The 13,497-nt window shown below is 72.1% G+C and carries 11 protein-coding genes; 4 read left to right on the forward strand and 7 right to left on the reverse strand.

Annotated features, from left to right (window positions below):
* Nucleotides 1–161: 161 nt before the first annotated feature.
* Nucleotides 162–1,181 carry a lytic polysaccharide monooxygenase auxiliary activity family 9 protein gene (locus ABZ948_RS24235; RefSeq protein WP_359762773.1) on the forward strand — a complete coding sequence of 340 codons (1,020 nt, stop codon included), beginning with the start codon at nt 162–164 and terminating at the stop codon, nt 1,179–1,181.
* 97 nt (nt 1,182–1,278) lie between these two features.
* On the opposite strand, the gene ABZ948_RS24240 is transcribed toward ABZ948_RS24235, so the two are convergent.
* Nucleotides 1,279–2,139 carry an esterase/lipase family protein gene (locus tag ABZ948_RS24240; protein WP_359762775.1) on the reverse strand — a complete coding sequence of 287 codons (861 nt, stop codon included), beginning with the start codon at nt 2,137–2,139 and terminating at the stop codon, nt 1,279–1,281.
* Nucleotides 2,140–2,309: 170 nt separating this feature from the next.
* A complete protein-coding gene (locus tag ABZ948_RS24245; protein ID WP_359762778.1) occupies nt 2,310–2,756 on the reverse strand; it encodes a MarR family winged helix-turn-helix transcriptional regulator in 447 nt (148 codons plus the stop codon).
* 80 nt (nt 2,757–2,836) lie between these two features.
* Between ABZ948_RS24245 and ABZ948_RS24250 the strand changes: the two genes are divergently transcribed.
* On the forward strand, nt 2,837–3,211 hold the full coding sequence (locus tag ABZ948_RS24250; protein ID WP_359762780.1) for a cupin domain-containing protein: 375 nt from the start codon (nt 2,837–2,839) through the stop codon (nt 3,209–3,211).
* A gap of 16 nt (nt 3,212–3,227) precedes the next feature.
* Here the strand turns inward: ABZ948_RS24250 and ABZ948_RS24255 are convergent, their stop codons facing one another.
* Both ABZ948_RS24255 and ABZ948_RS24260 read right to left on the reverse strand, forming a co-directional pair.
* Complete coding sequence (locus ABZ948_RS24255; RefSeq protein ID WP_359762782.1) at nt 3,228–4,211, reverse strand: DNA polymerase Y family protein; 984 nt, start codon at nt 4,209–4,211, stop codon at nt 3,228–3,230.
* Nucleotides 4,208–7,702 (reverse strand): DNA polymerase III subunit alpha, encoded by a 3,495-nt coding sequence (locus tag ABZ948_RS24260; protein ID WP_359762784.1) that lies wholly within the window; start codon nt 7,700–7,702, stop codon nt 4,208–4,210. The genes ABZ948_RS24255 and ABZ948_RS24260 overlap by 4 nt, the downstream gene beginning before the upstream one ends.
* Before the next feature lie 154 nt (nt 7,703–7,856).
* On the opposite strand from ABZ948_RS24260, the gene ABZ948_RS24265 reads away from it, so the two are divergent.
* The gene (locus ABZ948_RS24265) at nt 7,857–8,858 is read left to right on the forward strand and encodes a DUF3533 domain-containing protein (RefSeq protein WP_359762786.1); all 1,002 of its coding nucleotides are present in this window, start codon (nt 7,857–7,859) and stop codon (nt 8,856–8,858) included.
* Between the two features lie 126 nt (nt 8,859–8,984).
* Here ABZ948_RS24265 and ABZ948_RS24270 read toward each other — a convergent pair whose 3' ends face one another.
* From ABZ948_RS24270 to ABZ948_RS24280, 3 genes are all read right to left on the reverse strand, one after another.
* Nucleotides 8,985–10,067 (reverse strand): S1 family peptidase, encoded by a 1,083-nt coding sequence (locus ABZ948_RS24270; protein ID WP_359762788.1) that lies wholly within the window; start codon nt 10,065–10,067, stop codon nt 8,985–8,987.
* 367 nt (nt 10,068–10,434) lie between these two features.
* The gene (locus ABZ948_RS24275; RefSeq protein WP_359762790.1) at nt 10,435–11,340 is read right to left on the reverse strand and encodes a S1 family peptidase; all 906 of its coding nucleotides are present in this window, start codon (nt 11,338–11,340) and stop codon (nt 10,435–10,437) included.
* 253 nt (nt 11,341–11,593) lie between these two features.
* Entirely contained in the window at nt 11,594–12,754 is a 1,161-nt protein-coding gene (locus tag ABZ948_RS24280; protein ID WP_435857584.1) for a DUF5685 family protein, read from the reverse strand.
* A gap of 350 nt (nt 12,755–13,104) precedes the next feature.
* On the opposite strand from ABZ948_RS24280, the gene ABZ948_RS24285 reads away from it, so the two are divergent.
* On the forward strand, nt 13,105–13,497 hold a 393-nt coding region (locus ABZ948_RS24285; RefSeq protein ID WP_359762793.1), incomplete at its 3' end, for a cell division protein SepF.

Here is a 13,497-nt window from a genome sequence, read left to right on the forward strand (position 1 = left end):
ATGCCAGTCTGAGCACTTCCTTAAGCCGGCCATAAGGATCTCCTCCAGCCGCTCTCAGCAGGCGATTTCACGGTTCCGTGGGGCTAGCTTCGGATCACCCCACGGGATCCGGCCCGCTCGGGCCCGACCCTGTCCCAGGAACCGTTTCGAGGAGTTTCCGCATGCCCGCACGCCGCAAGGTAGCCACCGTCGCCGCCCTCGGCACGCTCCCGCTCGCCCTGACCGCGCTGGCCGCCCCGCCGGCGGTCGCGCACGGTTCGATGGGCGACCCGGTCAGCCGGGTCTCGCAGTGCTACGCCGAGGGTCCGGAGAGCCCGAAGTCGGCCGCCTGCAAGGCGGCGGTCGCGGCGGGCGGCACCCAGGCCCTCTACGACTGGAACGGCGTCCGCATCGGGGACGCGGGCGGACGTCACCGGCAACTCGTCCCGGACGGCAAGCTGTGCAGCGCGGGCAACGAGCAGTTCAAGGGCCTCGACCTCGCCCGCGCCGACTGGCCCGCGACCGCCGTCAAGAGCGGTGCACACACCTTCAAGTACCGCGTGACGGCCCCTCACAAGGGCACCTTCACGGTGTACGTCACCAAGCCCGGCTACGACCCGGCCAAGCCGCTCGCCTGGGACGACCTGGACCTGGCGAACCCGGTGGCCACGGCCACCGACCCGGCCGCCGCGGGCGGTTTCTACACCTTCTCCGGCCGCCTGCCCGAGCGCTCGGGCCGGCACCTGCTGTACGCGGTCTGGCAGCGGTCGGACAGCCCGGAGGCGTTCTACTCCTGCTCGGACGTCAGCTTCGGCGGCGGTGCGACAGGCGGGGACGGCGAGGAGGCCGGCGGCGGTGCCGCTCCGGCCCCGTCCGCCTCCGCTCCCACCGAGGAGCAGATCGAGCAGGGCAACGACAAGTCGACGATCGAGCACGGCGGGCACGGCGACGACGACCCCAGCACCTCGGCGCGGCCTGCCGCGGCCCCCGAGGACACCGCCCCCGACCAGCCGAAGGAGGCCGCCGCCGCTGCCAACCGGCCGAAGGCGGCGGGTGCCACCGGGAACCTCGCCGAGACCGGCGGTGACGGGAGCACCCCGTACGTCGCGATCGGCGGCGCGGCCGCGCTGGCCCTCGGCGCGTCGGCCCTGTTCCTGTCGGCCCGGCGCCGGGCGGTGAGCGGCGGGCGGCACGGCCGCTGACCCACGCCACCTCCCCCGACTCGGGGCCTGTCCGGCGGCTCAGGCCGGACAGGCCCCGAAACGTTTCTCTGACACGTGTCAACCAAAACGACACGTGTCAGTCGAACGCCGAAGCACAGGTGGTGGGCGTCGCCCGGGCCGGATCGAGCGCGTTGGCCACCTCGTGGAAGGCGATCCGGTCCAGCAGCCCGACGGCCACGTGCTCCGACAGGTCGACGGGGCACAGGTCCTGGAGCAGGACGTTGCGCACGTCCGGCCCGCTCAGGTACTGGCTGCGCCACGGGGTGACGACCTCGTCGTACTTGGTGGCGATGACGGTGTAGCGCACGCCGGGCACGGTGTCGCCGCCGGCGTTGAGCTTCTTCAGGAAGTCCGAGCCGACGACCTGGTCGGCGAGGGCGGGCGTGTTCTCCGACAGCAGGCCGGCGGCGCCCGGGAAGTAGGGCAACAGGCGGGTGAAGCCGTTGAGGTCGGTGCCGTGGTTGCTGGGCGCGATGCCGACCAGGGCGTTCACCTTGGCGGCTCCGCCGAGGAACCGCAGGTACCAGCGGGGCATCATGCCGCCCTGCGAGTGTCCGACGAGGTCGGTCTCGGCGGCGCCGGTGGCGGCGAGCACCTTGTCGACGAAGTCCCTCAGCTGTGCGGCGGACTTCTCGACGGGGCCGAGGCCGTGGAAGAAGGGGACGCCTTCCAACTGGCCGTAGTCGAGGGAGAAGACGCAGTAGCCGCGGACCTTGAGGTAGGGGGCGAGGCCCAGCCAGTTGTCGACGGAGTTCCCGAGGGTGCCGTGGACCAGGACGACGGGGCGGGGGTGGGCGGCGGAGGGCTTGCAGGAGTAGTCGTTCCAGCCGGAGCTCGAAGCGCCGGACGCCTGGGCGGTGGTGGCGGGGACGGTGACGGCCGCAGCGGTCAGCAGCAGCGCGGCCAGGGGTCTGAGCGCTCGTTTCCAGGGCAGCATCGGGTGATCTCCTTGCGGCTCAAGGGGGTGCGACGGCACGAAGCCCTGTGATCCGGATCACGAGGATGCTGTTCACTCGTCAAGTTACGAGCGAGTAGTCAAACTGGGAAGTTACGCGTCAGTAAAAACTTCCAGCGGTAACCGCCGCCGCCGTATCCCCTGACGCCCCCTCACCAGGCAGGCCGCAGCGGCCCGCTGGGCGCGATCCGCAGCAACTGCTCACCCAGCACACGCATTTCCCGCTCCCCCAGCAGGTCCCCCCATTCCCGCACGGCCTCCGCGGCCGCCTCCTCGGCCGCCCGTGTGCAGTCCCACCCCCGCCCGGTCAGCACGACCAGCCGCGCGCGGGCGTCGTCGGGATGCGGCCGCCGCTCGGCGTACCCCTTGCGGACCATCTCGTCGACGAGCTGACTGGCGGCCTGCTTGGTCACCCCGAGGTGGGCGGCCAGGTCGGTGACCGTCGCGCCGTCCGGCGCGAGCCGGGCGAAGGCGAAGCCGTGCGCGGGGCGCAGCCCCTCGAAACCACGCGCGACCACGCCCTCGTGGATGCGCTGCGTGAGTCCGCCGGCGGCGGCGAGCAGGGCGGCGGACAGGGCCATGGCCTCGGAGTTGTGCACGCATGCATTGAAACACCCTTGACGCGAAGGTCAAGCGGCTTGACCATATAGTCAAGCTGCTTGACTATATGGAGGCCGTCATGCCCGTCGTCCGCTCGTCCGAAGCCGTCACTCACGAGATCCACGGCGCCCGCTTCGTCTCGTACGCCACGCCCCGCAGCGGCAGCGAGGAGCTGTGCGCCTGGCGCGGTGAGATCCCCGCCGGGCTCAAGGCGCCGGCGCACACCGTCAGCCGGGAGGAGATCTTCCACCTGCTCGACGGCGAGCTGCTGATCACCCTCGACGGCCGCACCGAACGGATCGCGGCGGGCGACACCGTGATCATCAACCCCGGTGCCACCCTGACCGTCGAGAACCCCAGCGACCGGACCGCGTACTCCTGGGTGACCACCTCGATCGGCCTGGAGGCACGACTGACGGACGGCACCCGCGTCGTGCCGCCCTGGGCCAACTGAGGTCAGGTGGAGGGATCTAGGCCGCCAGGCCCCCTAGTCCCCCGGGCATCACCGCCCGGGGCCCGAACTTCGCCCGCGCGCGGTCCGCGACCTCCTCGATGCGGCGGACCTTCTCGTCCACGGGGTCGAAGGTCAGCTGGTGGGAGGCCTGGTCGGCGGGGTCGAGCCCTTCGGCGCGCAGGGCGATCGCGCGGACCCGGGCGCGCTGCAGCCCGAGCGCCTCGTACATGCCGTAGGCGGTCCTGGTCAGCGCCGGGGAGTGCGCGGTCGGTTCGGTCAGGGTGCGGCTGCGGGTCGTGGCGGACCGGTCGGCGTAGCGCACGGTGAGGGTGAGCGTGCGGCAGACCTTCTCCAGGGCGCGCAGCCGGGCGCCGATCTCCTCGGCGGCCGAGAGCAGTGCCCGGCGATGCCGGTCGGGGTCCAGTTCGTCGCGTTCGAAGGGGCGTTCCGCGGCGAGGGACCGCGAGACGGCGTTCGGCACGACCCGGCCGCGGTCGACACCGTTCGCCTTCTCGCGCAGTTCGCGGCCGGCCTTCGCGCCGATCAGCCGCTGCAGCGTGGACAGCGGTGCGGCGGCGACCAGGCCGAGGGTGTCGAGGCCGTACTCGCCCAGCGTCCGGGCGGTCGCGGCGCCCACGCCGGGCAGTGCGGCGACGGGCTTGTCCGCGAGGAACTCCGCGATGGCGTCCCGCTCCTCGGGCACCGCGCAGGTCACCCCGGGCACGGCGTCGCGCAGCGCCACGCGCGCCAGCATCGGCCCGGGCCCGGCGCCGATCAGGCAGTCGACGCCGTACAGCGCGAGCGACCGGACCCGGATCACCGAGGCCAGTTCGACGGCGTCCCGCCCGAAGTACCGCTCGGCGCCCCGCAGGTCGGCCAGCGCCCCGTCGGGCGGCAGGGCCTGGACGACGGGTGTGAACTCCTCCAGCATCCCGAGCAGTCGGGGCAGGTCGGCCTCGCGGGCCGGCGGCAGCTGGAAACGTACGCAGAGGATGGTCATCCCGCACTCCCCGGACTCTGGTGCCACAACTTCCTTCCCACCGCGGGCCCTTCGCCCGCGGGGCGCAGATCGGCCCAGGGGTGCATCTCGTACCCCGTGGGCATGCGGATCCTCCGCTGTTCCATCGGGTCCCGGGCCGCGGAGCCCGCCGGCGCGGGCGCTCCCTCGGAGCCGGCGAGCCGGCGGCGGGCAGCTCCCTCGCCGTCGTCACCGGCATCACCGGTCCCGGCACCGGCCAACCGGGCCGCGACGCCCTCCAGCCCCTCCTCCCGGCGCACCTCCAGCAGGTCCGCGAGGTTCCAGGCGGCGGACCCGACCACGCTGAGGCTGCGCGGGCCGCGCCGCTGCACCACCCCGCGCACCAGCAGCAGCCAGGAGTGGAAGACGGTGTGGGCGCAGGCGTCGTGGGAGTCGTCGAAGAAGGCGAGGTCGACCAGGCCCGTGCCGTCGTCCAGGGTGGAGAAGATGACTCGCTTGCCGGACCGGATCGGCGGCGTCTGGGTGGCCGCCTTGGCGCCCGCGACCAGCACCGTCTCCCCGTGCCGGGCCTCGCGCAGCCGCCGCGCCGAGACCACGCCCAGTTCGTCGAGGAACTGCCGGTGGTCGTCCATCAGGTTGCGCGAGGCGTCCATGGACAGCACGCCCAGCTCGGCACTGAGCCGCTCCGCGGAGGTGAGGTCGGGCAGCCCGGCCGGGGCCGTCTTCCGCCCGCCGGCCAACGGCAACTGGCCACCGCCCGCGCCCCGCGCGCCCCGGTGCAGCTCGGTCAGATGCAGTTGCAGGTCACGGCGGTTGGCGCCGAACGCGTCCAGCGCTCCCACCTGCGCGAGCCGCTGGGCCAGCGGACGGCTGGGCCGGCCCCGCTCCCAGAAGTCGACCAGCGAGGCGTACGGCTGCCCCTCGGCGATCCGCGCCGCCTCGGCCTCGCTGATGCCGTGCACATCGGAGAGCGCCAGCCGCAGCCCCCATTTACCGGACACCAGTTCGATGCGGTGTGCGACCCCCGACTTGTTCACGTCCAACGGCAGCACGGGCACCCCGCGCCGCCGCGCGTCCGCCAGCAGCAGCCGCTTCGGGTACATGCCGGGATCGTGGGTGAGCAGCCCCGCGTAGAAGGCGGCGGGGTGATGCGCCTTCAGCCACGCCGACTGGTACGTCGGCACGGCGAAGGCGACCGCGTGCGCCTTGCAGAAGCCGTACGACCCGAAGGCCTCGACGATCTCCCAGGTCCGCTGAATCGTTTCCGCGTCATAGCCGTTCGCCGCCGCGTGCTGCGCGAACCACACCTTGATCCGCCCCTGCGACTCCGGGTCGGACAGCCCGCGCCGCACCCGGTCGGCCTCACCACGCCCGCAGCCGGTCATGATGTCGACGATGTCGATGATCTGCTCGTGGAAGACGACGACCCCGTACGTCTCCTTCAGCGGACCTTCGAGATCCGGGTGCGGGTAGCGGATCGGCGCCCGCCCGTGCCGGGCCTCGATGAACGGCCGCACCATGTCGGCGGCGACGGGTCCGGGCCGGAACAGCGAGATGTCGACGACGAGATCGTGGAAGTCGGCCGGCTGGAGCCGCCCGACCAGGTCCCGCTGTCCGGGCGACTCGATCTGGAAGCAGCCGAGCGTCTCGGTGGACCGGATCAGCCGGTACGTCTGCGGATCCCCCGGGGGCAGGGCGTCCACATCGACCTTCTCCCCCGTGACCCGCCGCACTTCCTCCACCGCGTGCGCCATGGCCGACTGCATCCGCACCCCGAGCACGTCGAGCTTCAGCAGCCCGAGGTCCTCGACGTCGTCCTTGTCGAACTGCGACATCGGAAAGCCCTCACCGCTGGTCGGCATGACCGGCGTGCGCGCGAGCAGGGAGGCGTCGGACAGCAGCACCCCGCACGGATGCATGGCCACCCCGCGCGGCAGGGCGTCAAGACCCTCGACCAGCTCCCACAGCTTCCCGTACTTCTCCTTCTCCCCCGCCAGGCCGCGCAGTTCGGGCAGTTCCTCCAGCGCGGCACGGGCGTCCCGCGCCCGGATGTGCGGGAAGGACTTGGCGATGCGGTCGATGTCGGCCGGATCCATGGACAGGGCGGCCCCCACGTCCCGGATCGCGTGCCGCACGCGGTACGTCTCCGGCATCGCGACCGTCGCGACCCGCTCGGTGCCGAACCGGTCGATGATCGCGCGGTAGACCTCCAGCCGGCGCGCGGACTCCACGTCGATGTCGATGTCGGGCAGCACGACCCGCTCCTTCGACAGGAACCGCTCCATCAGCAGCCGGTGCTCGATCGGATCGGCGTGCGCGATCCCGAGCAGATGGTTGACGAGCGACCCGGCGCCGGACCCCCGGGCGGCGACCCGGATGCCCATCTTCCGGACGTCGTCCACCACTTGGGCGACGGTCAGGAAGTAGGAGGCGAACCCGTGGTGGGCGATGATGTCCAGCTCGTGGTGCATCCGCTCCCAGTACTCCCGCCGCCGGTCGTACCCGCGCAGCACCATTCCCGCGACCGCCCGTGAGGCCAGCGTCCGCTGGGCGGTACGGCGCCCGGCACCGACCAGGTGCGGCTCGGGGAAGTGGACGGTCCCGATCCCGAGATCGTCCTCGGGGTCGACCAGGCACTCGGCGGCCGTGGCCTCGGTCTGCTCCACCAGCCGGTGAGCGGTGTCCCGCCGGAACCCCGCGGCCTCCACGATCCGCTCGGCGGCACGCACCATGGCCCCCGGGTCCTTGAGCCAGGCCTCCCCGGAGTCCAGCTCCTTGGCCGGGTCGATGGGCACCAGGCGCCGGGCGGCGTCCAGCACGTCGGCGACCGGCCCCAGCCCCGGGTCGGCGTACCGCACGGCGTTGGTGAGCACGGGCCGGATCCGCTGTTCGGCGGCGAACCCGACGGTACGGGCGGCCAGCCGCAGCGACCCGGGTCCGGTGCCTTTCCTGCCGTGCCAGACGGCCTCCAGCCGCAGGTCGTCGCCGTAGACCTCCCGCCAGGGCACGAGCAGCCGCGCCGCCCGGTCGGGGCGCCCCGCGGCCAGGGCGCGCCCGACGTCCGAGTCCGGCCCGAGCAGCACGGTCAGCCCCTCGGCACGGTGCCGGTCCCACGGCAGCAGGGGCGTCCCGTCCCCCTCATGGGCGGCCGAGACGAGCCGGCACAGCTCTCCCCACCCCCGGGCCCCGTCCCGGGCGAGGAAGATCACACGGGGAGCCGACTCGTCGACGAAGGCGCCGCCGCGCACCGGGGTCCGGCGCCGCCCCTGCCGCCCGGCCGCGCCCGGGGGCTCCGCTCCCGCCACCGCCAGATCCGCGCCGAACAGCGGACGGACCCCCGCCTTCCCGCAGGCCTTGGCGAACCGCACGGCACCGGCCAGCGTGTCGCGGTCGGTGAGAGCCAGGGCGTCCATGCCCCGTTCGGAGGCACGTTCGGCCAGCCGCTCCGGGTGCGAGGCTCCATGGCGCAACGAGAACCCGGAGACGGTGTGCAGATGCGTGAACCCCGGCACACGCACCTCCCGCACTCGTGAACCACACCGGCTCTCGAACATCTGTTCCCAGCTACCTCACCCCCACCATACCCCCATCCTCGAATGTATGTGCGACATCCGTTCGGCCCCGCCCCACCTGCGGAAACACCGCAAACCCCCCGACCGTGGAGGCATGCCGCACCGCTCGTTCCTCGCCGAGGTGAGAGACGCCGTCACCCCCCGGGCCACCCTGCTCGTCCTCGGTGTGATCGCGCTCCAGCTGCTCTTCATCGCCTCCTACGTAGGAGCACTGCACGACCCGAAGCCCAAGGACGTGCCCTTCGGCCTGGTCGCCCCACGGGACGCCGCCGCCCAGGCCGTGACCCGGCTGGAACGCCTCCCGGGCTCCCCCCTGGACCCCCGTGTCCTGCCGGACGAGGCCACGGCCCGGGAACAGATCGAGCACCGCGACATCGACGCCGCCCTGATCGTCGATCCCGCCGGCACCACCGACACCCTCCTGGTCGCCTCCGGCGGCGGCAGGGTCCTGTCCACCACCCTGACGAGCCTCGTCACCACCCTGGAGAAGTCCGAGCGGCGCACTCTGCGCACGATCGACGTGATCCCGTCCGCGCGCCACGACCCCAACGGCCTCTCGTCCTTCTACCTGGTGATCGGCTGGTGCGTGGGCGGTTACCTGGGCGCCGCGGCCCTGGCCATCAGCGCCGGAGCACAACCCGCCAACCCCTCGCGCGCCGCGATCCGCCTGGCGGTGATGGCCCTGGTCGCGATCACCGGCGGCCTCGGCGGGGCCCTCATCGCCGGCCCGGTCCTGGACGCCCTCCCCGGCGGCACGGCGGCCCTCTGGGGCCTGGGCACCCTGATCATCTTCGCCGTGGGCGCGGCCACCCTCGCCCTGCAGGGCCTCTTCGGCACGATCGGCATCGGCCTGGTCATCCTGCTGGTGGTCGTCCTCGGCAACCCGAGCGCGGGCGGCGCCCTGCCCCCGCCCCTCCTCCCACCCTTCTGGAAGGCGATCGGCCCGGCCCTGCCCCCGGGCGCCGGCACCTGGTCGACCCGCTCGATCGCCTACTTCGACAACCACGCGATGACCGGCCCCCTGCTGGTCCTGGCGGCGTGGGCACTGGCGGGCACGGCCATCACCCTGGCGGCGGCCCGTCGCAGAACGCCGTGACCCGGCGCGAGGACGGCAGAACGCCATGACCGAGGGTGCCCGGCACCCGCGTACGGCGGCCGGGCACCGCGCCCACGCGAAAGCCCCGCCCCCCGTGCGAGGGGCGGGGCTTCACGAACCCGCGAGTCAGCCGATCTCGGTCCCGGTCGCCGACAGCGCCTCCGTCACCGGCTGGAAGAACGTCTCCCCGCCCGAGGTGCAGTCACCGCTGCCACCGGACGTGAGCCCGATCGCCTTGTCACCCGAGAACAGCGAGCCACCGCTGTCCCCCGGCTCCGCGCAGACGTCGGTCTGGATCAGCCCGTTCACGATGTCGCCGTTGCCGTAGTTCACGGTGGCGTCCAGCCCCGTGACCTTCCCGTCGTGCACCTGCGTCGTCGAACCGCTCCGGACGACCGCCATGCCGACGGTCGCCTCCGCGGCGCCCGAGATCTTCTGCGTCGACCCGTCGTACAGGTTCACCTCGCTCGGGTGAGCCACGTCCGCGGTGTACTTGACCAGCCCGTAGTCGTTGTCCGGGAAGCTGGAGTCCGCGTTGGTGCCGATCTCCTTGCCGCCGGAGTCGGACCACGTGGAGATGCCCTCGGTGCAGTGCCCGGCGGTCAGGAAGAACGGCTCGCCGCCCTTGACCACGTTGAAGCCCAGCGAGCAGCGGCCACCGCCACCGGTGATCGCGTCACCACCGGCGATGAAGGGCTTGTACTCCCCCTTCGTCCGCTTGAGTTCGGCCTTCGCCCCGAGCCCGTCGACGACCTTCGTCAGCGTCGTCCACTCGGCCTTGGAGACCGTGCGGTCGGCGGTCACGACGACCTTGTTCGTCGTCGGGTCGGTCACCCAGGAGGTGCCCGGGATCGTCGCGTCCTGCTTCAGCGTGCTGCGGGCGCTCTTGAGTTCGGCGAGGGAGTTCGCCACGACTCTCGCCTTGGCCCCGGCCTTCTCGACGGCCTGCGCGGCGGCCTCGTCGAGCACGTTCACCACGAGGCTCTTGCTCTTCGTGTCGTAGTACGTCCCCGCCGCGTCGGCGCCCAGGTCCTTGGCCAGCGTCGAGGCGAGCTTTCCGGCCGCCGCGACCGACAGCGTCCGGGGCGCGGACGCCTCCGGGGTCTCGCTGGCGTTCGCGGTCTGGAACGTCACTCCCGCGGCGACCAGTGCGGCGATGCCCGCACCTGCCACGGCTGCACGCCGCTTGGGTATGCGTCGGTGCTTCAACTCACGTCCTCCTGTGGGGGGTCGGCCCGAGAGGTTGTGGGGACCTCGCGAACCGGAAGGCTTGGTTGACGAGCGCCCACTATTCCGACGACAACGGGGAGCACACAAGGGTGAGTTCGAGACGCGCGTAGACAGCGCTCCGCACGCCCCCTCATTTTGACCGTCCATGGTCAAACCGGACCCGGACAACTCCCGTTCGCAGTGCAAACATTACGCGTGAGTAATATGTGCGCACTCTGTGAGGTCTATGGATGGCTGGATTTCGCCCCCTGGTGTCCCCTGCCGCCCCCTGCCGCAGAGCGAAAAAAGCCCCCGCGCGCCGAAGCGCACGGGGGCACAGGTGCTGCGAACTGCGAGCCGAACCGGCCTAGTAGACGCTGACGCCGTAAGCGCTCAGGGCCTCGGTGACCGGCTGGAAGAACGTCGTACCGCCGGAGGAGCAGTTGCCGCTGCCGCCGGAGGTCAGACCGTACGCGGTGCCGTTGCTGCCGTAGAGCGGGCCGCCGGAGTCGCCCGGCTCGGCGCAGACGGTGGTCTGGATCAGGCCGGAGACGATGTCGCCGCCGCCGTAGTTGACCGTGGCGTTGAGGGCGGTGACGCGGCCGCTGTGCGTACCGGTCGTGGAGCCGTCACGGATGACGGTGGTGCCCACGCTGGGCGTGGCCGCGCGCGTGATGTCCACGCCGTTCGCGGTGCCGGGCCGGCTGACGGAGCCGCTGTAGCGGACGATGCCGTAGTCGTTGCCCGGGAAGCTGGAGCCCGTGGTCGAGCCGATGACCGTGGTCCGGCCGGAGTTGGAGTACCAGGTGCCCGCGCCATCGGTGCAGTGGCCGGCGGTCAGGAAGAACTGGGTGCCGCTGCTGTTCTGGACGTTGAAGCCGAGGGAGCAGCGCCAGCTACTCGCATAGATGGCGTCGCCGCCCTGGATCAGCTTGTTGAACTTGCCGGGGGTGCGCTTGATCGTGAGCGCGTCGGCGTTGGCGCCGGCCTGCTGCTTGATCTTCGCGATCTCGGCCTGGGAGACCGTGCTGTCGACGGTGACGAGCACGCGGTTGGTCTTGCTGTCGACGGCCCAGGCGGTGCCCGGGATGTCGGCCTTCAATATGGAGCCGCTGGCGCTCTTGAGCTCGGCGGCGCTGAAGGCGGTGGGCGTGTCGGACGCGTTCGCGCTGGGGATCGCGATCGCTGCGGCGGCCACGAGACCGGTGGAAACGGCGATCAGCCGGGTCCGTCTCGAAATGCCGCTGCGGGGGGTGGTGCGCTTGATCCTCACTTTTCGTTCCTCCACAAAGGAAGTCGGGGGCCCTCGTGGGGTTGTGGGCCCGTGAGGCGCAGCCTGGGGCCGGCCGTCCGGATTCCGAACACGCCGTGCCCCTGACAAGCGCTGGAGGGAGTATTCGGCCGAACGGACGGTCGGCGCAAGGGGGCCTTTCGGCCGTCGCCCCTTGAACGATCCGTGGATGTCCGGAAGTCGACCGTCCGGATAGCCGGGGCCGGAGCTCCCCCCGGAGGGCCTGACCTCGCCTTCAGCAGCTGCAGCCGCAGTCGCAGCCGTCGCAGCCACAGTCGTCACAGCAGTTGCCGCAGCACTCGCAGCAACTGCAGCAGTCCCCGCATCCACTGCAGTCGCAGTTGCCGCACTGCCCTTCCTTGCGCTCGCCCGTCCACGGGTCGTGATAGGTGCCGCAGCACATCTGACACGTACAGGCGAGCCCGAGCCACACCGCGCACCCGGCGAGCATCCCGCGCCGGTTGCCGCGCGGCGGCTCGGGCGGCAGCGGGGCGCCGGGCCCGCCCGGGGCACCGGTGCCGGGCGGCGCGTAGGGGCCGGCCGCGTGAGGGCCGGCGGTGCGGGGGCCGGCGGTGTGGGGGCCGGGGGTGTGGGCGCAGCCCGTCGTGCCGAAGGCGCGGTCGACGGAGGTGCGCAGCTCGTGCGCGAGGAGCCGGTGGACGAGCCGCCCGTCGGTGAACTCCGCCTCCCGCAACGCCAGCCGGACGCCGTGCACCGCGTCGTCGGCGAGCCGCCGGACCTCCGCCAGTGGAGTACCGGTCGCGGCGATCGGGTTCCAGGCGCCTGACGCGGCGTCAGCCCGCAGGTCCTCCACGGCGTCCAGGAGATGGGCCAGCCGTCCGAAGAGGCGTCCGGCCTCGGCGAGCGGCGCGGCGTTGCCCGGCCGGCCGGCGAGGACGGCCGTGTGGGCGAAGGCCGCGGCCGTCGCGGTCTCGGTCGGCTCGGTGACCGCCAGGATCGGCGTCCCGGGCCCGGCCAGCGCCTCGACGCCGGTCTGCCGGCCCACGGCGTCGACCAGGAGGGCGGTGTCGAACCCCACGGCGGTGCCGGTACGGGCGCCGGCCGCGTCCCAGCTCGCGGCGACCCGGCGAGCGGCGCGCGCCACGGGCCGGCGGGCCAACAGCCCGTCGCCGTCGGCGACGTGGTCGCGCACCTTCGCCGAGGCCAGCACCAGGGATACGGCCGCCGCCAGCCGGGCCCCCTCGCCGTGCGCGACGGAGGCGGTGCGCATGCCGCGCAACGGGCACGGACCGGCCGTACGCCGCCCCGCCGCACCGGGATCCGCCTGAGCCTCCGTCAAAACTGATATGAGGAGCCCGTCATAGTTCGTCACCATTCGAGCGAACTGTCCGTGATCGCCACGCAGTGCGAGGCACAGCCCGCACAAATGCGCCATCCACTGGCCGGTGAGCTTCTCACCGAGACGGTGCCTGCAGGGCCTGACGATTCCGAACACGGCGCTCCCCCGAGCTTCGTAACGACGCTGAGCTGCGGCATCGTACCGACCCGGGCATTCACCCGTACGCCCCGCCCGTCACCCGTACGCCGAGAAGAATCGTATTTCACTCACAGTCAGCAGCCGTTTGGGAAACGACCCTTGGGACACACGGACTCTCGACGGATTCGCTGTGCACCAGTACCGTCACAAACCCCCCGCGCGGCGTCTATCCACTTGGCGCGCCATCCGCATCATGGACGACCATAGGGGTGCGGAAAGCAGAAAGACCGCTGTGAGAGGAGGCGTCCATGGGATCGGTACGCAAGGCAAGTGCCTGGCTTGGCCTCGTCGACGACAACGAAGACGAGCGTTACTACGACGACGACTACTCCGACGGGACCGAGCCCGGGGAGGCCTGGGTCACCGATCCGCGCGTCAAGGTGGCCTCGGACGTCGCCGAGGAGAAGGGCCGCCGCATCGGCACGGTGACCCCGGACAGCTTCCGGGACGCCCGCGCCATCGGCGAGCTGTTCCGCGAGGGCGTGCCGGTCATCATGAACCTCACGGCCATGGACGCCGGGGACGCCAAGCGCGTGGTCGACTTCGCGGCCGGGCTGATCTTCGGCCTGCGCGGTTCGATCGAGAGAGTGTCGACCCGTGTGTTCCTGCTGACCCCCGCCCACACGGAGATCGTGAACGGC

It is taken from the genome of Streptomyces olindensis, assembly GCF_040645895.1.
Lineage (GTDB): Bacteria > Actinomycetota > Actinomycetes > Streptomycetales > Streptomycetaceae > Streptomyces > Streptomyces olindensis.